Here is a 24,966-nt window from a genome sequence, read left to right as displayed (position 1 = left end):
AGGCAGCTTCTTTTTGCTTAAATACTTGAAAATGCTATTTGATGATTCACGCCAATTTTACTTCGCTAAAATATAAACCGCAATCCCAGCTGGGTTTGCCAGCGGCTTAACAAATCCGGACTGGCAATAAACGTTTCTTTCAAAGAAGGATCGAACTGGTAAGTAGGCACGCCATTGGTTACGCCGGTTACAGATATTGGCTGGAAATAACCTGAGTTGCTGGCATACTTCCGGACGCCCCATTTGCTGCTGATCAGGTTACCGAGGTTAACTACATCCAGGCTGATTTGAACAGTCCGGATTTTTTCTCCGCTCTTAAAATAAAAGTCCTGTAATACGCGCATATCCACCTGGCTGAACCAGGGGCTTACTCCTGCATATTTTTCTGTGTACATACCTCTCCGGCTCCGGAGGTAATGATCTTGCTCGATGAATGCTTTATACGCCGCCTTCTGGGCGGCTGCATTCTGCACTACCCCGTTTACGTCAGTAAGCGGTGCGAACTGCATTAAGTCGATTTCGCTGTTCTTGGGAACGTAGAGCAGGTCGTTGCTGGTAGTGCCATCGTTGTTGATGTCTCCTCCATAAATATAGGCAAAGCGGTTACCGCTGCTCCAGTTACCGAAGAGGGAAACGGTTGTTGCATATTTACCTTTTCCGTAGTTGAACTTTTTGCTGGCGGCCACTACGAAGCGGTGGGTATTTCCATAAAGGGAAGGTGTATTCCTGGCTTCGTTGGCATTATTGAGAATAGGATTCCGGTCGAATGCGTCGCCGCTGATTTCTGCGGAAATGGAGCTTGCATCGCGCGATACGAGGTAGTTATAGGCGCCGTATAAAAACAGGTTATTGGCGAACGTTTTTTGAACGGTGAAGCTGGTGTTGAACTGATCGCCTGTTTTTGTATTGGTGAAAATATACGCATTCACGGCTCCTTTGTCGGTGTCTTTGTATACGCTTCGTGTATCACCGATGCCGCTGTTCAGGGAGCCCGTAGGCGTGCCCAGCTTATAGTTCCTCACCATCATGGCATTTACATCTTTAGAGTAGGCTACATCTACGCTGAAAATGGTTCCCAGTCCGGCCCTGATATCCGCGCCGATATTGGTGCGCCAGATCTGTGGCCATTTAAAATCGCGGTCGGTGGCGCAATAAAAACCGGAAGTGGGGTTGCCAATCTGGTTACCGATCCAAACAAATGGGAAACGGCCGGTAAAGAGACCCGAACCGCCTCTCAGCTGCAGGCTCTTGTCGGCTTTCACATCCCAGTTGAAACCAATCCTTGGAGAGAACAGCGGTTTGGACGAAGGGAGCCGGGTATTGTCCAGTTGTTTTCCCTGGCCGTTTGTAACCCGTTCTCCGTGTTCATCGAAGAGGGTCAGGTCATCGTTATTGGGGATGGTGGGAGACGTTTTTTTGCCATCCGGCGATTGAAAGGAGGAATTCATATAAAGCGGAATATCCATGCGGAGGCCGAAGGTAACGCGCAGGTTTTCGGTGGCTTTCCACTCATCCTGCAGATATGTTGATAACTGTGCCACGGTGATATAATACCAGTTCCATTTATCGGCGGCGCCTGCGGCTCTTGCTGCCGCTACATCCACATCCAGCGGGTATGCACCAAAAACATATTTGCCGCTCACAGGAACACTGTCCTTGAAAACCTGGATATCTGCGTCACTGAAAAGGGTGGCGCCATAACCGGTAAGGTTAAACGAATTTCCGAATTTAAAGGACTCATACGACCCTCCAACGGTAATAGTATGTTTGGGAAGGATGATGTTGAAATTGTCTGTTACCTGGAAGGCATCCTGGTTCAGCCGGTTGTTGATAGAAAATGGCTCATGCCCTGCCACGATGTACATGGTACCGTATTTGGTGATATTCAGTACAGGGAAAGGCTCAGAGAAAGGCGTCCGTTTATCCTTGAAAGTGGTATACACAGCCCTCAGCTTATTGGCGTAATGGTTGCCGAAACTGGATTTCAATTCCGCGCCGAAAGATTGCAATCTGTTTTCGATCTCATAGCCGGAATTCCTGAATTGTAAAGTCTGGTAATCAGGACCACGATCGCGGATGGCGTTGGGGTGCGCAGGTTTTTCTTTAGTTGCCTGCAGGCCATTGTAGGTAAAAGACAGGCTATGATTTTCGTTGATCACCCAATCGAGTTTTGCTAACCATTTATAATTTTTTTGCTTGAGATTAAAACCTTGCCAGGGACCGGTTTCATAGTTGAACTTGTCCCGCAGGATATCGCTTACAGCTATCAGGTCCGATTCCAGCACGCGGGAAGTGTTATTGTTGTCGCCATTGCCGGCGGTTCGGGCCACGTAGCTGCTGGCAGCGTCGTCTCTTTGTTCTGTTTCAAAGTTGGCGAAATAGAAAAGTTTGTTTTTGACGATGGCGCCTCCTACTGCAAAGCCGGCCTGCAGCTGTGTGAGATCCGGTACGGCGATTTTGTTGCCGTCCACTTTTTTGCCGGTCATGCCCTGGTTGCGGTAAAAACCGTACACGGTGCCGCCGAAAGTATTGGTACCTGATTTGGTAACAGTATTAACGCCGGCGCCGGTGAAGCCCGCCTGGGTTACATCGTAGGGCGCCAGGTTCACCTGGATCTGGTCGATGGCATCCAGGGAAATGGGTTGAGCGCCTGTTTGTCCGCCGGGTGTAGGTGCATCCAGGCCAAATGGGTTATTGAATACGGCGCCATCGAGCGAATAGTTATTGTATTGCCCATTGCGGCCGGCGAAAGAGGTACCGTTGATCGTTGCGGACGCGGAGGGCGTCAGCCGGGTAAAATCATCCGCAGAGCGGGAGATGGTTGGCAATTGACGCAACTGACGCGAACTGATATTAGAAGAGGCGCCGGTACGCTGGTTATCGAAAATTTTGGAGCGGCCGGTAACGGTGATGCCCGACAGGTTAGCAGAGCTGAGTTCCAGCTGTAAGTCCAGGGCAGTGTTTTGTCCCAGTTCCAGGAAGATGTTCTCTTCCGATTTTTCTGAATAGCCCACGAAAGTAGCCGTCACTTTGTAAGGGCCCCCTACCCTCAGATTAGGCACCTGGAAGGAGCCATTATTCTGGGTGATGATTACTTTACTGATACCGGCTTCCCGGTATTCGATTTTCACGGTGGCACCGGCTAATGGTTTGCCTTCCTTACTTTGGATGGTGCCGCTCAGGGTGGCAGTGGTTACCTGTGCATAGGTTATTAGACTGGTGAACAGGCATAACAGGATAAGGCATCCGGTAAGAACTGGATTTCTCATAGCAGCAGTTGATTTTGGTTGACTATGAATATATCAATTTTCCGTAACCTTTTGTTAACAAATTTTACACAAGGATATTATGTGTTTTCATCAATACTCATTTCAGTAATAAAATAAAAACAGCGAAGTGATGCCACTCCGCTGTTTTATTTTATTTAAAGTAACTGTTCTGTTATTGTTGATTCGCCAGGGTGATCATGGCTGATACTTCTGCCACCGCGGCATCGTCGCCGCCGCTGAAGCCCGTGAAACGGAAACGGATGTTACCTTTGCCATCGATAACAAACTTGGTAGGAATGCCATTCACTTTATAGCTCTCTACTACTTTGTTTACACCGGTTGCAGGATCTTTGAGGTCCATCAATACTTCAAAAGGAAAGTTATTGCCGGTAACATATTTCTTCGCGTTCGCGGTTGCATCTGCTTCTTTTTCCCAGGTATGCACGAACAGGAATTTCACATTCGGATCGTTTTTGTACTTGTCCATTGCCTTTTTCATTGCAGGAAATGAGGCCTTACAGGGGCCGCACCAGGTGGCCCAGAAGTCCAGTACAATGGTTTTTCCTTTGTAATCTGCCAGTGACACGGTATTCCCATCTACATCTTTCAGGGTGAAGCCAGGAGCCGGTTCTGTGATGATCTGTTTGGCGAATTCTTCCTGCATTTTTTTATCCAGCCCGCTTTTCAGTGAGTCTATATATCCCTGCAGGTTGTTATCACCACGTACTTTGGCATAGGCGGTAGCCAACAGTTCTTTATTGTTGTCGTTCAGTTTGCCCTGTGCCGCAATTTCAGTCATGCGTTTGAGTACTTCTTTATATTCTCCTTTTGCCAGGAACACTTTTGCATACATCTCGTTTACCTGTGGTCTTACAGGTGTTTCTGCCTCTTCTGCGCGTTTAAGGTACACCAGTGCGGAGTCATATTCTTTATCGTTGTAAAGCAGCTGTGCATAGGTACTCAGATAGCCTGGATAGCCCATCGCTGCAAAGCCGGCTGCCATTTCATTCTTACGGGTCGTTCTGAATTCCCAGGCATCATCAACGGCTTTTTTCAGCAACACTTTTGCTTCCGCGGTGTGTCCTTTTTTAATAATGCGTTCAGCAGTTCCTGCCCACCCCTGCCCTTTCCAGAAAGGGGATTCTATACTGTTGGCATATTCCAGTGCTTTTGGCAAATTATCGGCGTTCGCATAGGCAGTGCCCACACTATTGCGGGCATAGTCATAAACGATCACATCGTTGTCCAGTTTGCCCTGCGGGAATTTCTTCATCCATGCTTTATAGAGCGCTTCTTTTTTCACCGGGTCATTTTCGTCGTAGATAGGTTGTACCTGCTTATCGCGGACGGTGATACCAGCAGGGAATTTTTTTTCAGCTGCCTGCCGGATAGAGTCAGAGACATTTACCTGCTTCAGCTGGTAAAAGAAACCGGATGCCGTAAGCCAGTCGGATTCCTTTTTACTTTTGGTGAGCGCATATAGTTTAGTCACCAGCAGTGCCTTATCGGCATCACTGCCTTTAGCGAGCTGCGTATAATATCTCATCAGGGAGTCCTGGCTAACTTTTGCCTGTCCGTTTGATTGCAGGGCGGCGGTAAGGAGACTACCACTCAGCAAAATCGGGAGTACTTTTTTCATATTGTGCATGGTTGGTTTATGATTAGTTTGTATATCCCGGGTTTTGAGTTAATGCCGGGTTAGCAACACGCTGTGCATCGGGAATTGGATAGAGTATGTCGGCGTTTGTCCAGGTGGCAGGACGCATGCCGCCTATCACCTCATCTGCACGGGTTTTACCTCCGCTGGAAATTCCAGGTGTACGTTTAAGGTCAAACCACCGGTGTCCCCATTCTCCGAATAATTCCGCTTTTCTTTCATTTTCGATGGCCAGCAGCAGGCTGGGCTGGGTGATGTTATTATCCAGCATTGGGAGCCCTGCTTTAGCGCGGATGGTATCCACGTCGGCAATGGCGCCGGTGAGGTTGCCCTGTTGGGCGCGCGCTTCTGCTCTTATCAGGTACTGTTCAGCCAGGCGCAGCATCACGTTAAACTCATTGCCGGTGGTGGTACCAGCGGCGAGCACCCGCAATTTATATTTTGTGATCACTTTATAATTGGTGCCCCCGATATCGGTTGCTGCTACCCAGCTGGTTTTCCGTTTATCGCCTGCTTCCAGTGAATTATAAAGTGTATCCGTTAGCGTTACTGCCGGAACGGAACCTGTTGCTGCTGCATAGCTGCCTCCATTGGCACTCCTGTTGGTAGTATAGGTGGATAAGCCGGTAAGCGTAGCCAGTTGCCATATCACTTCATTGCTGGTATTACTGAAGGTAGTGTTCAGGTCTTTATTCAGACTGTAAATACCGGAGTTGATCACGGTGCTGGCGGCAGATTCTGCATTGGCCCATTGCTTCTGGTACAGGTAAGCCCTTGCCAGCAGGGCGTTCGCCGTTTGCCGGTTAATCCTGGTTCTCAGTGTGGCGGGGTATGCATCTGTGAGTATACTTTGTGCTTCTGTAAGATCCTTTATGATCTGCTCCCATACCTGCGCTGCCGGAGTACGCGCCAGTGTGGCATTTGCCAGCGGATCGTCTGTAACCGGCATTGGCACGTCGCCAAACATATTTACCTGGTACATATTGACGAAGGCTCTCCATACTTTGGTTTCTCCCAGTAACTGGTTCTTCACGGGAGCAGACAAGGTAGTGCTGCGGGAAATACCATCCATCATGGCATTGGCCTGTGCAATGGTGGAGTAAGAATATCCCCAGAGTACGAAGTTAATCACGCTGTTGGTGATGGTGATGCTGTTTGTTTTAAACTCATCGAAAGCGGGACTGGAAATATTGTTCTGCAGTTCATTGGCAGAAAGTCCCGGCATTTCACTCAAAGGGAAAAGTACATCCCGTGTAAAGCTGGCATTATAAACCCCCAGCACTGCGCTGGTGGCAGTTGCATCGGATGCAAAGGCCTGGTCAAGGCCCACCTGCGTTGTAGGCGGACCAATTTCCACCAGTTTTTTGCAGGAAGAAAAAGCAATTCCTGTCAGTAATATTGCTGCGGTTACCTTTTTATTTATTTTGAAGCAAGACATCGAATTCAGATTTTAGAATGAACAGTTAATACCAAATACAATGGTCCTCAACGGCGGCATGGCAATCATACCGGTACCCAATCCCGGAGGACCTCCTGAAACACTCGTTTCGGGATCGTAGATGTATTTATTCTTCGCCCAGGTAAACAGGTTCTGTCCTTCTGCATATACTTTCAGGTTACTGATCTTTGCTTTTGTAATCCATGCCCTCGGGAATGAATAGGAAAGAGAAGCAGATCTCAGTTTCAGATAGCTTGCATCTCCCCACCATGCGGTAGAACTGTAATACGGCGTATAGCCGAGATAGATAGGCGTGCCGGAAGTAGAGGTAGCTGCCGGGTAGGCTGCTTTATCGCCTGGTTGACGCCACCTGTCGAGCAGAGATGTGTTCTGATTATTTGTGCTGCTGCCAATGGGTATATCGAAAGTATTGGTAGCTCCCTTCCTGTGGTTATATTGCAGGAAAAAGCTCAGGTCCCAGTTCTTATAGCTGAAACTATTGTTCAATCCTCCGAAGAAAGGCGTACCTGGTTTGATGATCTGACGGTCATTGTTAAAATCAACACTTCCATCTTTGTTCACATCCACATACTGCGGGATTCCTGTATTAGGATCATACCCGGTGTAAATATATTTTCTGACAAGGTCAATAGGCTGCCCTACAAGATAGCTGCTGGCATAAAAGGATTTCTCAATCCCTGGAAATTTCACCAGTTTATTTTGGTAGAAGGTTACGTTGACAGATGACCTCCAGCCGAAATTCCATGTTTTAAGATTGAGGGTATTCAGCTCCAGTTCCACCCCACTGTTTTGTACCAGGGCTGGTACATTTACAGTATAGCTGTTGTATCCCGACTGTGTAGCCAGTGCGGCTGACAGGAGTTGATCGGCGGAGCGGTTACGGTAGTAACTACCGGTAAATGCGATCCTGTCGTTCAGGGCGCCCAGCTCCAGGCCAAACTCCAGCTTGCGGGTAGTTTCCCATTTCACACCTGGGTTCGGCAGCGTTCCCCGGAGCAGTGCGGAAGCCCCCTGGTAAGTACCTGCGGATGACAACAAAGGCAGGTAGATGTAGTTATTGATCTGGTCATTACCAGTGGTACCATAGCTAGCTCTCAGCTTACCGAGACTAAGCCAGGGAAGTGCGTCTTTAATAAAATCTTCTTCAGAGAACAACCAGGCAGCGCCCACTGCGCCGAAATTAGCCAGGATATTATCCGGTCCAAACCTGGAGGAAGCGTCGCGGCGGAAGGTTACATTCAGCAGGTATTTTTGTTGGTAATCGTAGTTGATACGGCCAAACAAAGATGCGTAACGGTAATCGAAGTAGTTGCTGGAATTCAGCACAATAGTACCTGCACCAACCAGAGAGCCTAACAAGGCTTCGTTGCTGTAATTCTGGCCGAGTATATTTTGACCGGTGCTGAGCGTTCGCTGGTAGGTACCTCCTACCAAAAAGTTCAGTCTGCCTTGTTTCAGATCGATACCATAGTCGAGTGTTGGCTCCACGATGTAGTTCTGCGACCGTGTGTTCGCAAAAGTGGCGGACGACTGCGGATTGTTGACCGGATTCTGCGTAGATGCCGGCAGTGGATTCACCTGATCCAGGGTGGTATTGGTATAACCAAGATTTACTTTGAAGTTGAGATTTTTAATGATGGTATAACGCAGATTGGCGTTTGTCATCAGGTTAGTTGTTGTATTGGTATAGCGGCGTTGCAGGAGCGCAAGCGGGTTATCGTAACGACCAGTCCATGCAAGTTTGCCGGTGCTGTCGTACAAAGGCATGTTAGGTGGCAGGTTGTACAGGGAAATAACATCTGATGCCGGCAGAACGGTTTTATCGTTGGAATAGTTGGTTGTGAAAGCCGCATAAAATTTATTGTTGGCAGAGGTATGGTCAACAGATAAACGGCCAGTGAGGCGCTGGCTGTTGAAGTTACCGGGGTACACAGTAGTTTCCTTATGATATCCGCCGCTGAACATAAAATGCGTTTTGGTATCCCCTCCTGAAACAGACGCCTGTGCATCGGTGGATCTGGCCGTTCCTCCTACCAGGAGTTTCTGCCAGTCGGTGTAAGCATGCTGGTCCCATACGGTGAGTTCCGGAGCATTTGCTGTATTTGGTGTGAGGCCATCATTTTTAAAGGCCTCTTTTCTCAGGTCCAGGTATTGCTGAGTATTCATCATAGGGATGAAGTGGTTTACTTTTCCCGATCCTGTATAGGCATTGAGGTTCACCCTTGTTTTGCCGGATTTACCTTTCTTTGTAGTGATGAGGATCACGCCGTTAGCGCCCCTGGCGCCGTAGATGGCCGTTGCGTCGGCATCTTTCAGGATATCCATCCGTTCAATATCATCCGGGTTGATCATACTGAAAGGGCTAATCCCGCCGTTGGCGCCACTGGTACCAAAGGAGTTGAGGTTATCCGTAGGAGGAAAAGATCCGTTGTAATTGGTAAAGGGTACGCCATCAATCACATATAAAGGAAGGGTGCCTGAGTTCAGGGAACCCTGGCCCCTGATCTGTACCACTGCAGCGCTACCCGGCAAACCATTCTGCTGGGTGATCTGTACACCCGGGATACGTCCTGGCAAGGCAGCCAGTGGATTGGAGACAGGTTGCGTTTCGATATCCTTTGCCGTAATGCTGCTCACCGAACCGGTATTCAATCTTTTAGTAGTAGTTCCATACCCGATCACTACTGTTTCAGTTAATGCATTTACCTGCTCCTTTAAAACAACGTTAACAGTAGTACGGTCTTTAACAACGATTCGTTGTGTTTCATAGGAAAGATAGGATACTACGAGTACTGCATCTGCCGGCGCCCTGTTGAGGACATACTCTCCATTTTCATTCGTCATTGCGCCGAAGGGAGTACCTGGAATCACCACGGATACCGCAGGAATCGGGTTTCCTTTCTCATCTGTTATTTTCCCGCGGATAGTAATCCCGTCATTTGCCGGTTTCGCTTCAGTGCCCGGGGCTTTTTTTACCCTGATTACAATAAATTTCCTTACCAGGGAATAAGTGAAGGGTTGGTTATCGAAAAGTAATTTCAGCACATCTGCCAGCTCCTGATTTTTTACATCAATGTTTACGGGCGCTGCCTGGCTGAGTTGGTTCTTCCCATAAATAAAGCTATACCCCGTTTGTTTCTCGATTTCCCGGAACGCTTTTTCCAGGGAACCTGATTTCATGTTCATAGATACTTTCTGTGCGAAAGTCTGGGTGGCCAATAGCAGGCATCCCATGAGTAAATAAGTCCTGAGGTAGTTGGCACCTGGCTTTTTCTCTCCTGATTTCGAAAGGCATAAAGCGCTCATCAGCTTTTTTACAAGCATAGCTTCTGGTTGATTTTTGATGAACAATACCGCTTTGCGGATAAACTAAAATCTGGCAACATTTCTCCCGCCGGTAAGGTGGCCTGCCTTACCGGATCGGACGATTGAGCTGGTGTATGTACTATTTTATCACAGTAATTTTCCGTCCTTCAATTTTGAAATGAACGAGATCGGTCATCTCCAACAAGTTCAGCAACTGAGATACGGGGACATCCCTCGGAATTCTCGCGACAAAAGCATCTTTAACATCGGTCTGAAAGTCGACGTCTACATTATAATATCGTTGCAGCTCTGACATTATGGTGGCGATGTCAGCGCCATTAAAAACAAATAATCCTTCCTTCCAGGCAGTTACCTGCTGCAGATCGGCGTTGGTGAGCAGTTGTATAGCACTCCCTGCTGTTGCCGCCTGTTCGCCCGGATGCAGCAGCTGTGAAGCGGCGGCGGTATTTACTTTTACGGTACCGCTAACAAGGGTGACCTTCATTTTTTCTTCGTCCCGGAAGGAACGGAGATTGAAAGCGGTTCCCAATACTTCAATGGTGGTTTTATTGATGCTGGATTTTACAATGAAAGGCTGGTTGCTGTTTTGTGCAACTTCAAAATAAACCTGTCCCGTTGCGGATACTTCGCGTTTACCGCCACTGAATGCAGCCGGATAGGTAAGTGTAGAACCTGCATCTATCCAGACTTGGGTGCCGTCGCCCAGTACAATCGCGAGCGCCTTGCTTCCATTTGGAACCTGGATAGTATTAAAACTAACGTCGTTACCAGCGCTGTTATAAACGATCTGGCCATTCGCGTTTTTGGAAACGCTGGTTTGTCCCTGCATGGCAAGCGTGCCATTGCCCGCTGTATCCAGCAGGATCTGTTGACCATTACCCAATGTAAGTACGGCGTGATTACCGGCCGGCGCCACAATATCATTCTTAAAACGGACCGCCTGGGGCGCCAGCGGTTGTTGCCGCTGTTGCTGATAGAAATAATAGCCGGTACCTAGCACCAGTGTTACCGTTGCTGCTGCGGCCCACCTGTACCACCGGACCACTTTCCCTTTGGGCCTGCGGTCGAGTACAGGCTGTAAACGCAGGCGGATCGCATCCTCCAGCAGCTGTTTATTGCCCAGCAGGTGTTCATCCCAGCCTTCCTGTTGCTGAAAAGCATTGAACAGCTGGTTGTATTGCAGCAGCTCTTCATCCGTAGCTGTGCCGGATATAACTTTTTCTGTTAATAATATTGCCTCTTCTCGTGTCATGCGTAACCTGTCATATACATAGGCAATTGTAAAAGGACATACCCTTAAAAGAGTCTCAAATTTTTTTTTGAGCCGGGCATCTTAATGGTAATGGGTCATCACCGGGAGTAATAACAAGGCGAGCAGGTGAGGATCTACTGCTGCGCGGATACGTTTCAGAGCTATTGTTTTCTGTGCCTCGACTGTTTTTATGGAAATATTCAATAAGTCTGCAATCTGTTGATTCGTCAGTTGCCCGTCCCTGCTCAGGAGAAATATCTCGCGGCACTTTTCCGGCAAACTGCGGATCACCTGCCCGATAATCGACTTCAGGTCGCTCAGCTCCATAAAATCCTGCGGACCCGGTGTTTCGGGTAAAGACAACCCCGCCAGTTCTGTATAAAATTCCTCCCTCACCTTACTGGAGCGGATATAATTAGCCACCTTAAACCTGACAGCGCTCCGGAGATAGGATGGCACCGCCTGTATATCCAGTTGCTCCCGCTTCTCCCACAACCATGCAAAAATGTCCTGTATGATGTCCATACAGGCGCCCTGGTCGCGCAACAGGTAATATGCCGCCTGGTACATACCGGACCAATGACGGGCATAAAGCAGATCGAACGCTGTCACATCGCCTCTCTTCAGCATAGTTATCAGTTCCAGGTCACTATAGGAGTTATCCCTTATCAAATTCGCTCATTTTCTGCCCTAAATTAAAGAAAGCAAGGTAGATTCAGCATACATATGCTATAATCGATATATAAATACCCCCATAAAAAAAGCCTTTACCTGACCAGGCAAAGGCTTTTCTATCCAATAATACCAGCGTATTAATGATTATAGGGAGTCACCAGGAGTTTATATTTTCCATCTTTCAATAATTCTTTTTCAAACATTATCTCCACCCGCTTCTGCTCTCCTTTTAACAACGTAAAATAATTATCATTCATGATGGCGGGCAACACGCGTTCGTTATTGTCTGCCCTTAACAGCTGCACATGTACTGCAAAGGCGGGGGCAGATGAGGGATTTGTGATGGTAGCAATAATGCGGGTACTGTCGCCATGCTGTTCCAGTTTGGAGGAAGTTTTCAATTGCACCCGGGGCAGTTGATCCAGCGCGGTATAATCTGCCATTCGACTGCTTCTCCAGTAGAAATTTTCAGACTGTAATCTGCCCCGTCCATCTTTCAGCAACAAGCGGATGAACTGTACATCCGTCAATGCTTTGCTGCGTTTGCCGTACACCTCCATGTCATACAGCGAATAGCCCCATTCTGTGGCGCGTTTACGGCCAAGCATACGTACGTAACGCGCTTTTACGGGTTTAATAGGGATGGTTTCAATTCCCCCGCTGCCAGTATCTGTGGCGTACACATCCTGCCAGGATTTTGCATCGGCGGACACCTGGAGGTTATAGGCACGGGCATGAGCGCTTTCCCAATGCAGCATCACGCTGCTGATTTCCTGTACTGCATCCAGGTCCACATAAACCCATTCATTGTCGGTGTAGTTGCTGCTCCATCTTGAACCGGTGCTGCCATCCGCTACGGCCCCGGCGCCGGCGCTTTCCGGTGATGACGAAGATGCTACTGCTGATTTTTTAAAAGCAAGGTTATCGATATTGAAGTTAAGATCGAAACATGGTGTGGCTGTATTGGAAGCTGCATCTACGGTTGCTTTCCGGCCGAAGGTTGGCGCCGGCGTTCCATCCATATTGTAAACGATGGCTTCCGCCTGTAAACCATTGTATTGATCCAATGTAGTGTTGATCACTTTCACGGAATTATCTGCCGCACTCCATTGAATATGCAATGGCTCACAGGCTTTTTTAACGCCCCAGTATGCACCGGTGAGGTCGTAGTAATAATCGTAGGTTTGCCACACCAGGCTTGGATAGGCGCTTTGGCTCATCCAGGTCATTACACCGGAGGCATCGTTCCACATATGGTGCAACCAGCCTTCGTATAATGCCTTGTTGGTTTCTATATTTAACAGCTGCGCTTTGCGGCAATAATCTTCAATACCGGTGGCTTTACCATAACTTTTATTAATGGCGTCGTCGTACCGGTCGGGGCCTGCGTTTGCGGCAGAGGGACCGAAGAAGTGCAGATCCCACATTTTATTGCGGGGCCACCAGCTGCTGTCGGGCATAAATTTTTTAAAGCTTTCGAAAGAGGTGAAAACGGCGGTACCTATTTCTGTGCGCATTCCCCATCCGGGTGTTCCTCCAAAGCCACCGGGATATTTTGTGAAGTACCAGGCGGGCATGAAATTGGCCCAGGGGCCGCTGCCGGTTAATCCATCCGAGTGGGAATTTGCCTGGTAAAGGCGGTCGTTGCCATCGTAGGCGCTCACATCTTCCTTTAACCAGCCATTCAGCGGCGGTAAAGGATAACCTTCGTTATCGCCGCACCAAACCGCGATGCTGGGATGATTACGGAGGCGTTTGATTTTCTCCACGGCGTTCCTGTTAAAGGCAAAAACATCTTTTGGCAGGTTAGGATGTGAGTTCAGCCAGAAGTCGTCCCATACAAGCATTCCATACTTATCGCAGGCATCATAAAACTCTTCATCAGTAACACTGCCTATCCAGTTGCGGATCATGTTAAAGTTCATTTCCTTATGCAACCGCACCTTCGTGTTGTATTCTTCACCGCGACAGCGCAGCATGTATTCAGACATGCCCCAGTTGCCGCCTTTTATAAAGATACGTTTGCCGTTCACGCTGATGTGCAGCACACCGCCGAGGGTATCATAGCTGTATTGCTTTACCCCAAAGGTTACCTGTTTGCTGTCGGATGATTTCCCACCGGATACAAACTGCAACTGGCAGGTGTACAGTGGCTGACTGCCATAGCCATTGGGCCACCACAACTGCGGGTGTTCTATTTCAGGATGAAACATTACCTGCTCCGATTGTCCTGCGGGTAGTTTTATTTTTTTAGAAAAACGGATATTGCCCGGCTGGATAATACCGGATACTTCTCCTTCCTGTATGCCGGCCGAATGATTATCCAGGTCCATACTGATGCTGAGCTTTGCGCGCGATGAATCCGGCAAAGCAGTGCGGATCCAGGGATCTGTAATTGTCACCTGGCCGGAACTGCCAAGATATACATCGTCCGTAATGCCCATGTTAAGGCCGGGCACATAAGGCATCCAATCCCAGCTGGCGCTTGAAATGTAGGTAGGACTGGAATAATTCACGATGGGGGTACCTGGCCAATGCACTAATAACAGGAGTACATTTGGCCGGTCATATCTCAATATGTCCGTTACATCAAATTTGCCGCGATCCATAAAACCATCCAGAGCGCCAATACGCTGACCATTCAGGTATACTTCCGCTTTACGGTTCACGCCTTCGAAATTCAGCCACTGCTTTTCAGCAGTATTACGTATAGGCGTAAACGTGGCCCTGTACCAGAAATCGTGGTCATATTTTGTTTTATCTACCTGGTAAATATTATCTCCGAAGTTGGGATCTTTCTCCAATCCTGCTGCTACAAATGCGCCGAATACCGTACCCGGCACCACGCCGTTCAGCCAATTATGGTCGTTATAGTCCGGGGCATGGAGACCAGGCTCCTGGCCTGCTTCCGCTGCTTTTATTTTCCAGTGTACGGCTTTATTACTGCTGTTTAAGCTGAACGTCTTTTCCTGCGCTTTCATTGCCAGCCCTGAGATCATTAACAGGGCCAGCATTTTTTTTCCTTTGTTGAACATGATTATTTGCTATTGCCAATTGAATATCCGTACAAAATACGGCCTGTACCTGTCGGCACTACCGGGACTGTTGAAGTTGGTGGAAAAATCAGTGGGGTTGATATTGTAAGAAATCACCAGCTCCCCTTCCCTGCTTAGTGCATGGTGCACAAATGAATTATAACTGATGAAACCTACGCTGTATTGATCCGGGATATGGTACAGTGTCCGTTTATTCGTCCACGGTCCTACCGGCGTATTTGATTCCAGAATATAGATATCCAGTCCGAAAATAATTTGCTGCGATACGAGGTAATATTTACCATTCTTATAAAACACGTTCGGCTGGCTGATGTCATTACAAACATTGTATTTCACCGGTGTGGTACTCCATCCGGTTCCGTTGTAATATTCCCAGGCGCCGGTGAGATCATGGTTGGCTGCGCGGGCCACGTACATAGAGGAAGTGAGAAAACCATTCTCCGTACTGTACATGTATGTATAGCCATCCGGCGCTTTCATGCTGCCGGCGCTGTAGTTGCTGAGCGTATCCTTATCCTGGATCAGCTGGTTCAGCTGCATGGAGGGCAAATCGAAGATGGCGAGGTCTGTGCTTACGTGTGCAAAATCCCAGGTGCCGCTGCCGGTTTTCTTCACATGACTTAGCAGCATCTGTACTTTGTTATTATATACCTGTCCGGCGCCGGGCCAGTACCAGTCCTGGTCTTCGGGCGCATTGCCGTATTTGATCCAGGTTTGACTGGCACTCCCTGAACCAGGGTTAAGTTGCACAAAGCTTTGCAAAGAAGTATCCAGTTGCAGGTGTGCAGCGTTGCGCAGCATTACGTTATTGGTGCGGTTACGGTCCGCGCTTACCTGCCCGAAGAAACTATCCTGGAATGACCATAGCAGGCGGCCATCCGGCAGTAACACCGAATAGCAGCCATCGCCGCCGTTCCAGCCCTGGTAGCGGGTAAGATAATCGTTGTAATCAAGATCGCTGTATACTCTTACTGCCGGGTTCCACTGGCCATTGTTTGGCAGCAGTTGCAAACGCGGACCGGCAGCTGTTGTCTTTTTCATGATGCGTACGTACCAGTACTTCTGCTCCCCGGATTCGGAAGTGACGCGGTAAGCATAACGATTGTTATTGGCAGCAAAATCCACCTTCACTCCCGGCGCGGGCAGCACAGTCGCGTTTTTGGATACCATCACCAAAGGGCTCACGGCACTCAGGTCCACATCGTCTTCTACCCATACCGTAACGGTGGCGGAATCTGTTCCGTTTATGATCTCTGAAGTACCCACCTGGCCTTCGGGTAACCGGAAGGAAATGATGGCGCGTTCCTGGCTTTGATAATCACTCAGCGGGTTCTTCACACAGGAAGTAAAAATGCCGCCGGTAATCAATAGCAATAGCATTTTGTTCATAAGATATTATTTAAAGCTGATTTGGAGACCCAGGTTGATCACGCGCTGATTGATGTAGGCATCCCCGGCGGAGTTGCTGGCTACTTCGGGATCCTGCTGGTACTTATCGTAGTTGGTCCACGTAAGCAGGTTATACGCGCTCAGGTACACACGTGTATTATTCAACCGGCCCGGCAGCCAGCGGCTGGGCAGCTGATAGCCCAGGTCCACTGTTTTCAGCCGCACATAGCGCGCATCTATCAACCAGAAATCCGACATATACGTACGCGCACTGTTTACCGTGGTAGGATTGCTCGTGAGCCGCGGGAACTGCGCCTTATCAGCATTTTCCAGCGTCCATCTCTGCTGGTGAATAGGCTGGAACTGGCTCTGGAAAGTTTCAATACCGGTGCCCACTACGCTGAAGCTGTATCCGAAGGAGCCCTGGAACAGCAGGTTAATACTGAAGCCTTTGTAATTGGCGCCGAGGGTAAGTCCCAATACCGTGCTGGCCAGGTTGGGTTTTCCAATGGGACCCTGGTCGTTGTTATCGATCACGCCATCGCCGTTGATATCTTTGTATTTGAGGTCGCCTGCCTGTATAGGATATTCGCTGAGTGGTGCAGCGGGTTTATCGTGTGTATTGGCCTGGATCTTCTGGATATCTTCCGGTGTGTAGAAACCGATAAAGGTGTATCCGAATGGCTGATCGATTGGCAGTCCCGTTTCCCGCAGCCAGGGATAGGCGGGTTGCGCTTCGTCTTTAAACAGTACTTTATTTTTGAAATACTGGAATACAAGGCTGGTATTAAAATTTACCTGGCGGATATTCCCCCGGTAGTTGATCTGCCCGTCGAAGCCCTGGTTACTGGTTCTGGCCACGTTGGTAGGACTGTAACCAATTCCAATCATGTTGGGCACAGAGCCTTTCCGTACCAGCTGATCGAAGCGGATATCGTGGAAATAATCTACCGTAAAAGATAGTTTGTCTTTAAAGAGATTTACATCGACCCCTACGTCTGCTTTTTTTGCTTTTTCCCAGCTTACGTCCATGTTGCCAAGATCGCCTTCGTAGATGGAGCCGGATTGCGTATCATTCTCCCCAAAAGAATAACCGCCGCCATTGAGATATTCCTGGCGGTACAGGTAACGGTTACCTGACGTAACATCAGAACCTACTACACCGTATGATCCACGCACTTTCAGAAGGCTTACAAAGCTGTTGTTACGTTTGAAGAATGGTTCTTCCGAAATACTCCAGCCTACGCCCACGGCAGGAAAGAAGCCGTTGCGTTTCTTCGCCTGGAACCTGTCGGAGCCATTGTAGGCGCCATTGAAATCGAGCAGGTATTTCTGTTTATAGTTGTAGCCTGCCTTGAAGGAAAAGCCCCTGAAGTTGGCAGGAATATCTGCCTTCGACGTATAGCTTTGCCTGTTATACAGCGCCAAGCCATTGAATGTATGATCACCGAAAATACGGTTATAGCTAAGGAAAGCCTGTGTATTTACATTCCGGCTGTAGAGGTCTGTGTTACCTGTTACCCGGTATTTCTGCAGGCGGTAGTTGCCGCGGGGATCGAGGGTGTACGACTGATCCGCCGGGTTATAATAATACGATGGCGGTTCGGCTTCGCGAAATAAATTCCTGGCATACTGTTCGATACCTCCATATGCAATGCGGCCTGTGAGCGACAGCCCCTTCGTCAGGAAATCCAGCTGTTGCGTGATGTCGTACAGCACATCGAAGTCTGTTCTTTTAGTGCGGCTGTAGCCACCGTTGGCCAGCCGTGCATTGAGCGTAGGCAAGGCATCTTTTGTATCCACGGCATAGGCGTAGCTGCCGTTGGGGTTCATTAAAGGTGCGGAGTAGGGATGTATTTTTTCAAAGTTGTATACTTCTGATACCACGTTGGCCGACCGAGGCTGGTTAATATCACCGAAACGGGTGGTGAGATTGAGCCGCATGGTTAACGTTTTGGTAGCGCGCATATCGAGGTTGGAGCGGAAATTATACCTGCGGAAGAAGTAGTTGGTATTCACTTCATTCCTGGGATCAGAGAAGTCTTTTACCAGGCCGTTCTGGGTGAGGAATCCGCCGGAGATAAAATATTTCACGGCTTCTGTACCGCCGGAAATATCCACGTTGGTATTGGCCTGGTAAGCGTGTTTTTTGAATACCGCATCATACCAGTTGATATCCGGGTGTCCGTAAGGATCGGCGCCGCTGCGGAAAAGTTCCAGGTCCTGGGAGGTAAATTTCGGCGCCAGTCCATCGTTTTTGTACGCTTCATTTACAAGGGTCGCCGCATCATAGGAGTTCAAAAACTTTGGTGTTTTCACCGGCGACTGCTGGCCTGATTCCACGCGGAGGTTTACCTGCGGAAGTCCCACCTTACCACGGCGGGTGGCCACCACCAGTACGCCGTTGGCGCCTTTGATACCATATATTGCCGTGGTGGACGCATCTTTCAGGATAGAGATACTTTCGATTTCATTCACGTTGATCTGTTGCAGCTGATCATAGGAATATTCGATGTCATCTACAATGATCAGCGGTTTATTTCCATCGCTGTTGAGCGAGCTAACGCCACGGATAAAGAAATCGGAAGCATCCTTTCCCGGCTGTCCGGAGCGTTGCTGTGAAACGAATCCCGGCAGTTTCCCCATCAAGGCATTCTGCACATTAGCGGTAGGTACGTTCCTGATTTCAGCGCCGGTAATGGCACTTACAGCGCCGGTGCTGGTGATACGTTTGGCGGTGTTAAAGCCTACCACCACTACTTCGTCGATGCCCTGGGTGGAAGATTGCAGCACTACGTCAATCGCATCGCGACCGGCTATGTCAACTTCCTGCGCGGAAAACCCGATCAGTTTTACGATCAGTGTATGGGAACTGCCTTTCAGGGCGAGTTTGAACCGGCCGTTGGCATCAGCTATCACGCCGTTGGTGGGCACGCCTTTTTCCGAAATGGAAGCGCCGGGCAGTACCCCATTTACGTCTTTTACCGTACCACTTATATTTTTTTGCTGGGCTGTTGCCACAAATGGTGCAGCAACCAGCAGCAGGAGAAACAGTATAATATTTTTCATCTTCAGTCAGTTAAATTTCTTGTAAGGAATATGACTTTACCAGCCCGGATTTTGGCGCATGTTATCGTTCTTCACCACTTCATCGTATGGAATGGGATACAAATACATTTTGGGCGCAATAAACACCGGTTTAAATACTTCCGCCAGGTTGTAGCTAAAGGCAGGTCCTTCCTTGATGATGTTCATACCATGCAGTGCCTTTCCATATACCTGCTGCGCAATTTTCCAGCGGCGGATATCCCAGAAGCGGTGTTCTTCAAAGGCCAGTTCTATCCTTCTTTCGTTACGCACTACATTGCGCATTTCATCTGCTGTCATATTTTCCTTCAGACCATACATGCCGTTATCGCCGGCTGCAATCCCAGCACGGGCGCGCAGATCTTTCAGCACCTGGTATACTTCCGCAGTGGGGCCGTTGGATTCATTTTCTGCTTCGGCAAAATTGAGCAATACTTCCGTGTAGCGCAGGATGATCCAGTCGTGGCTTGTATTGCTGTACTGCGTGGCATTTTCAAAGTTGCCCATGAACTTGCGCATATAGTAAGATGTTTTCGTACCGGGTTCTGCGCCGCCGGGCCGGTGCTGACCGCCCTGAAATGTTTGCAGTTCGGTATTCAGCCAGCGGGCGCCATTGTACAGGATACTCATGGCCAGGCGTGGATCGCGGCGGGCATAGGGTTCATTGGAGTTGTAGCCTGATGCGGGATCGGTGATCGCCAGCCCGGCATTGGTAGGGAAGGCATCCACCAGTTCCTGGGTGGGATTGGTGCGCCCTCTTGCTACCGCGGCAAAACCTACCGGTCCGTTGGTACTTTCAATTTCCGTAGTGTTTCCCCCCTGGCGGAAGAAGATAACCTCACTGTTGTTTTGGGTGATGAATACATCTTTGAAATTGGGTACTAGCGCGAAAGTCTTTTCATTGATCAGTTCCCGGGCGGCATCTGCTGCCAGCTTCCAGCGTGCTTTATCATAACTGCTGTAACCTGTCAGCGGATTACTGGCCTCGATATTTTGCCCGTTGAACAAGGGACTGGCTGCATACAGCAACACCCTTGCTTTTAAAGCCAGTGCAGCGCCCCTGGTGGCACGGTGGCTGTTCAACTCCGGCGCTACAATGGGATTAGGACGCAGGCTGTCTTTGATGGCGTTGCATTCGTTTACAATATAGTTTACGCAATCTGCGAAAGAACTGCGCGGTATCTGCACATCATCTCCCAGCTCTCTTACTTTATCTCCCATAAGTGGTATACCGCCATAGCGTTTCAGCAGTTCAAAATAAAACAGCGCCCTGATAAAACGGGCTTCTGCTTTCCATGCGTAGCGGATAGAGGCGCCGTTGGGTAATTTTTCCTTTACGGGCGACACGTCGATGTTGGAAACAAAAAGACTGGCAGCGCGGATAGCGGCGTAGCAATTGTTCCAGGGCGATTCGTCTGTGATGGGTGCATAAGAGGTGAATGCACCTGTGGCAAGTTGTGATACCGCGGAGGTACCTACCAGGCCGGAGATGGCATCATCTGAGGCTGCATCGAGCAAATCGCCGCCTACACGGTTGTAGCCACCGGGAAGTTTGGAATAGATGCTGTTGAGAAATTTGTTAGCATAGGTACCCAGTGAATCATCCTGGTCAAATACATACTCGATGGTTACTTTTTCGAGTGGAATAACTTCGTAATCTTTTCTGCAGCTGATGATGACTGTCATACAGCCGGCCAGGAAGATCAATATGCGGAAATGTTTCATGGTGCGTTGTTTAGATGGCTGACTAGAATTTTATGTTGATACCGGTGTTCAGTACCCGCTGGATGGGATAAGCTCCCACTCCTACTTCGGGGTCAACGAAATCGTATGCAGCATGTGTAAACAGATTCTGTGCATTGGCAAATACCTTTACGCTGCCCAGCCTCACGCGGCTTGTCCAGCGGTAAGGGAGATTGTAAGCAACATTTATATTTTTCAGCCGGAAGTAATTACCATTACGTACCCAAAAAGAGGAGCTGAATTTATTGTAGTTGTTGTTCGCGTCGGCAGTCAAACGCGGATAGGTAGCGGTACCCGCTGTTTCCGGTGTCCAGCGGCCGGTGATCTGTTCATAAGCCTGACCGTAGGTGAAGTTCTGAAACTGGAAACCTGCTTCGGTGGCAAAATTATCTACATAGTTAATTCTGTTACCCACACCCTGTAACAATGCGCTGGCTTCTATTCCTTTCCAGGAAAAACCGATGTTAACGCCATAATAAATACGAGGCTTATGCGTACCGATAGGCGCTTCATCAAACTGGTTAATGACGCCGTCGCCGTTCAGGTCTTTGTAACGTATGTCGCCTGCCAGTGGTTTATAACCGGCGATGGTAGCGCTGCCGGCCGCTTCTTCCGCTGATGCAAAAAAGCCATCTGCTATATAACCGAAGCGCATGCCTACCGGCTGTCCTGTTCTTTTGTTCCAGTCGTAGTCGCGGCGCTGTTCATCCATAAACACCACTTTGGTGCCTTCGATACTTCCATTGGCAGTAACGAAATAGTTAAAATCCTTTATCCTGCCCTGGTAGGTTACCGTAAGTTCTCCACCCTGGTAGAGGTTAATACCGATATTTTCCGGGGGATAGGCGGCGCCGGAGAGGGCGATACTTTTTCCGCGTATCTGCAGGAGATTTTCGTAGCGGTCGTGATAATAATCGGCCGTTACCTGCAATTTGTTATTAAATAACGACAGGTCCATTCCTACATCCATTTTCCGCGCGGTTTCCCAGGAGATATTCACATTGGCCAGGCCATTCTCCTTAAAGCCGGAACCTGCGGATCTCGCTGTCCCCTGGGAGTATATGCCGCCGCCAATGCCATTATCTTCGCTAAAGTCCTGGCGCCAGATATAATAGCCGGAATTATCGATACCGTTGCCGGTGTGTGCATAGGTACCTCTTAGTTTCAGCTGGTTTAACCAATCGTTGTTTTCTTTGAGAAAGTTTTCCTGTGCGAGGTCCCAGCCGATGCCGCCGGCGAAGAAAGTGCCATATTGTTTACCCGGCAGATAGCGGTTATAGCCGCTCCTGTTGAGGGCGCCCTCTATGAAATATTTACCTGCGTAGTTGTAAGCTACTTTACCTGATATGTTGGTAGATTTACCAGGCAGATCATAGTTAAAGATGGTTTGCCTCGTATCGGCCAGCACTACGGCATTCACGCCATGCGGACCAAACTGTCGGTCGTAGTTCAGTGATGCCTGTCCAAAGAAATACTGCGCATTAAAAACGGAAATGAAATTATTCTGCTGCGCCACTGCGTTACCTGCTTTGGTATACAGCGTGTCTTCATCTGTTATCGATACGCGGTATACCAGGTCACTTTTACTGCGGTCTATTGCATTGGCTGATTGTATAGACAGGTTGCCTTTTCCTTTTAAGGACAGGCCGGGCAGCCAGTCGCCAAGATTATACTGCAAATTTACATTTGCCATCACATCTTTGCTGTTATCCTGTATATAGCCGCTGTTAATGGTTTGCGACAGGAGGTTGCTGGTGAGGTTACTGGTACCGCCCCAGCTGCCGTTGGGATTGTAAACGGGATAAGCGCCGTTCGGTGTTCCGAGGAGGTTTCCCAATATGTTGTTAGTTCCGGCGCCCGGTTGCGTTCCTTCCTGCAGGCGGCCAAAGAGCTGCATGCCTACATTGAAGTTACGTGTAACGTCAATGTCTACGTCGGTATTGATCAGGTAACGCTTTAATCCTGCGTTGGTGTTATAGTTATTATCAGAAGAAGTTTTGAATATACCCTGTTGACCGGTATAATTCAGTGACACGGAATACCGGGCTACATTACCGCCGCCGTTGATGTTGAGGTTGTAGCGGGACATAGGAGCGTTATCGCGCAGGATGGTGTTATACCAATTTACGTCCGGGCTGGTGTAAGGTTTTGTATGATCGCGGAAGGCGATAAAGTCGGATTCCTTGTACAGCGGCGCTTTGCCATCGTTCTGCAGGGCTTCGTTCAGCAGGTAAGCATACTGCCATGCCGGCAAAGGCTTTGGCTGGCTGAGAGATTGCTGGATGCCTGTTTGTGCAGTAAAGGATACGCGTGGTTTGCCGGCGCGGGCGCGTTTGGTGGTGACCAGTAATACCCCGCGGGAGCTGCGCTGACCGAGCATGATGGTAGACAATCCATCTTTCAGCACTGAAATCGATTCTATATTTTCAGGATCGATGGAAAACACATCCCGCTGTATTCCGTCTACGATTGTTACCGGTACCTGCCCGCGCAACGACAGATTCATTTCTGTATTATCATTGGGTTCCGATGCGCCTGGCCGGGGAATGTTCCCGATAAAGATATCTACATCGAAGTTGTTACCTGTGCCCGGGTTCCGGAAGCCGCTTACCTGCTGGGTATACAATCCTGCCAAGCGGCCTGGTAATGCGTAGGCAAACAAGGTGGCCGGTGTGGTAGACAATTGATTGGTGTATACCGTACCGATGGCGCCTACCGAACTTTTCGGGGAGGCTTCTCCATAGAGTACGGGAATACGTTGGGGTAAAGGGATAAATAGTTCGTCCATGCGCAGTGTGAGCGCGGTGGTATCGTGTATTTTTTGTTCTATTGCCTTGTAACCGGGATATTGGATAACCAGCGTGCTGTTCAGGGCCGCATGGATACTGAATGCGCCGTTGGTATTGCTGCTGGCAGTGTCGCCGGTATTTTTTACAGAGATGGCCGCCCCTGCAAGTGGCTGGCCATAGTTATCTATCAGCCGGCCGGAGATGATACCGGTTTGCTGTGCCTGTGCATTCGCGCAAACCGCAAGTACACAACAGGCAAGGGCTGAAATATATTTATTGATGTAGCTGTGAGCCATTGTTATTGACATTTGAAGGTGTACACAAAAGGGGCAGTGGTATTGCTAAATCCTACTTTCACCGTGCCGGTAGCATCTGTAAAAAAGTATTCGATCTTCTCCAGCGTTTGTCCTTCCTGCATGTTAAAATATGCGCGGGGCCAGATGGTGATAGCAGATTTATTACCGGTATAGCTTTTCAGTTTTGAGCTTTCCGTTTGCGTGCAGGCTTCGAGGATATGTCCATCGCTGGTATATCCTTTTGCGCAGAGATAAATGTTGCTTACGCCATTGAGCGCTGTAGACACTACATCCGGGTCGAAGCTCAGGGTGAGGAAGTCATTGTCGGTGGCCATGCCGGGGCTTACCGCCGCTATCTGCGGATTGCAGAAGTCGATGAGATCGCCCTGACCATCCGTGATGGAGAAGCAATCTTTGAACATGCTTTTGTATACATTGTTGGAACCAAATACATCGCTGAGTCCATCGCTGCTGGTGCCAAGGAAGTAGCCGGTTTTAAACTGTACATTTTCCGGACCTGGTTTGATCACCATGGTAACATCGATCTTATCTTTAACGCCTTGTGGTACATTATAGGCCTGATCTGTCCAGAACACTACCCATTCGAGGTTGTCTGTCATATAGTTGCCGCCCATGCCGAACCTGTTTTTCAGTGCCGCCGGCCATGACAGGCCGCCGACGAGAACAGACGAAGGCACCGGCACCATTTTACCGTTGCCATAGGAAGTGGTGGTATAGGTAATCGTTGAATTGGCTGCTGCCGCCCAGTTTTTAGGCGCCAGGAAACCAATGATCAGTCTTACGCCGGTGCGGCCGCCGTCGGCTACATCGATCCGGTTATGCATGGTGATGGTGATGTTCTCTCCTGCTTTAGCAGCAGAGGGCTCGTCCACCCCGTCGAGGAATACGCAACCAGCCAGCAGTAAGAGGAACAGGATGATACCGTATGTATATTTTTTCATAACGT

12 protein-coding genes are annotated in these 24,966 nt (G+C 49.0%); all 12 read right to left on the bottom strand.

The genetic code is table 11. The annotated features are described in order from the left end of the window. Positions 1-65 precede the first annotated feature (65 nt). A complete protein-coding gene (locus tag QFZ48_RS19290; protein WP_429050453.1) occupies positions 66-3,269 on the bottom strand; it encodes a TonB-dependent receptor in 3,204 nt (1,067 codons plus the stop codon). Between the two features lie 172 nt (positions 3,270-3,441). Next, positions 3,442-4,908: a redoxin domain-containing protein gene (locus tag QFZ48_RS19285; protein WP_429050454.1), complete on the bottom strand. Its 1,467-nt coding sequence runs from the start codon at positions 4,906-4,908 to the stop codon at positions 3,442-3,444. Between the two features lie 22 nt (positions 4,909-4,930). Further along, positions 4,931-6,364 carry a RagB/SusD family nutrient uptake outer membrane protein gene (locus QFZ48_RS19280; protein WP_429063287.1) on the bottom strand — a complete coding sequence of 478 codons (1,434 nt, stop codon included), beginning with the start codon at positions 6,362-6,364 and terminating at the stop codon, positions 4,931-4,933. A gap of 12 nt (positions 6,365-6,376) precedes the next feature. Then, positions 6,377-9,709 (bottom strand): TonB-dependent receptor, encoded by a 3,333-nt coding sequence (locus tag QFZ48_RS19275; RefSeq protein ID WP_429063286.1) that lies wholly within the window; start codon positions 9,707-9,709, stop codon positions 6,377-6,379. Between the two features lie 121 nt (positions 9,710-9,830). Then, entirely contained in the window at positions 9,831-10,964 is a 1,134-nt protein-coding gene (locus QFZ48_RS19270) for a FecR family protein (protein ID WP_429050457.1), read from the bottom strand. An 81-nt stretch (positions 10,965-11,045) separates the two neighbouring features. Beyond that, positions 11,046-11,636, bottom strand: coding sequence for an RNA polymerase sigma-70 factor (locus QFZ48_RS19265; protein WP_429050458.1), 591 nt, complete (start codon positions 11,634-11,636; stop codon positions 11,046-11,048). Positions 11,637-11,776: 140 nt separating this feature from the next. Then, on the bottom strand, positions 11,777-14,674 hold the full coding sequence (locus QFZ48_RS19260) for a discoidin domain-containing protein (RefSeq protein WP_429063285.1): 2,898 nt from the start codon (positions 14,672-14,674) through the stop codon (positions 11,777-11,779). Positions 14,675-14,683: 9 nt separating this feature from the next. After that, a complete protein-coding gene (locus QFZ48_RS19255; RefSeq protein WP_429063284.1) occupies positions 14,684-16,084 on the bottom strand; it encodes a DUF5005 domain-containing protein in 1,401 nt (466 codons plus the stop codon). Positions 16,085-16,090: 6 nt separating this feature from the next. Further along, positions 16,091-19,153, bottom strand: coding sequence for a SusC/RagA family TonB-linked outer membrane protein (locus QFZ48_RS19250; RefSeq protein ID WP_429050461.1), 3,063 nt, complete (start codon positions 19,151-19,153; stop codon positions 16,091-16,093). Positions 19,154-19,189: 36 nt separating this feature from the next. Continuing rightward, a complete protein-coding gene (locus tag QFZ48_RS19245; RefSeq protein ID WP_429050462.1) occupies positions 19,190-20,896 on the bottom strand; it encodes a RagB/SusD family nutrient uptake outer membrane protein in 1,707 nt (568 codons plus the stop codon). 22 nt (positions 20,897-20,918) lie between these two features. Further along, the gene (locus QFZ48_RS19240; RefSeq protein WP_429063283.1) at positions 20,919-23,999 is read right to left on the bottom strand and encodes a SusC/RagA family TonB-linked outer membrane protein; all 3,081 of its coding nucleotides are present in this window, start codon (positions 23,997-23,999) and stop codon (positions 20,919-20,921) included. A 2-nt stretch (positions 24,000-24,001) separates the two neighbouring features. Continuing rightward, complete coding sequence (locus QFZ48_RS19235; protein WP_429063282.1) at positions 24,002-24,961, bottom strand: DUF4961 domain-containing protein; 960 nt, start codon at positions 24,959-24,961, stop codon at positions 24,002-24,004. Positions 24,962-24,966 lie beyond the last annotated feature (5 nt).

It is taken from the genome of Chitinophaga sp. W2I13 (genome assembly GCF_050434005.1).
Classification (GTDB): Bacteria; Bacteroidota; Bacteroidia; order Chitinophagales; family Chitinophagaceae; genus Chitinophaga.
This window is presented reverse-complemented; position numbering and strand designations above follow the sequence as displayed.

Coding starts and splice junctions, on each gene's coding strand:
- QFZ48_RS19290 (WP_429050453.1), bottom strand. CDS start 3,269: ATGAGAAATCCAGTTCTTACCGGATGCCTTATCCTGTTATGCCTGTTC.
- QFZ48_RS19285 (WP_429050454.1), bottom strand. CDS start 4,908: ATGAAAAAAGTACTCCCGATTTTGCTGAGTGGTAGTCTCCTTACCGCC.
- QFZ48_RS19280 (WP_429063287.1), bottom strand. CDS start 6,364: ATGTCTTGCTTCAAAATAAATAAAAAGGTAACCGCAGCAATATTACTG.
- QFZ48_RS19275 (WP_429063286.1), bottom strand. CDS start 9,709: ATGCTTGTAAAAAAGCTGATGAGCGCTTTATGCCTTTCGAAATCAGGA.
- QFZ48_RS19270 (WP_429050457.1), bottom strand. CDS start 10,964: ATGACACGAGAAGAGGCAATATTATTAACAGAAAAAGTTATATCCGGC.
- QFZ48_RS19260 (WP_429063285.1), bottom strand. CDS start 14,674: ATGTTCAACAAAGGAAAAAAAATGCTGGCCCTGTTAATGATCTCAGGG.
- QFZ48_RS19255 (WP_429063284.1), bottom strand. CDS start 16,084: ATGAACAAAATGCTATTGCTATTGATTACCGGCGGCATTTTTACTTCC.
- QFZ48_RS19250 (WP_429050461.1), bottom strand. CDS start 19,153: ATGAAAAATATTATACTGTTTCTCCTGCTGCTGGTTGCTGCACCATTT.
- QFZ48_RS19245 (WP_429050462.1), bottom strand. CDS start 20,896: ATGAAACATTTCCGCATATTGATCTTCCTGGCCGGCTGTATGACAGTC.
- QFZ48_RS19240 (WP_429063283.1), bottom strand. CDS start 23,999: ATGGCTCACAGCTACATCAATAAATATATTTCAGCCCTTGCCTGTTGT.
- QFZ48_RS19235 (WP_429063282.1), bottom strand. CDS start 24,961: ATGAAAAAATATACATACGGTATCATCCTGTTCCTCTTACTGCTGGCT.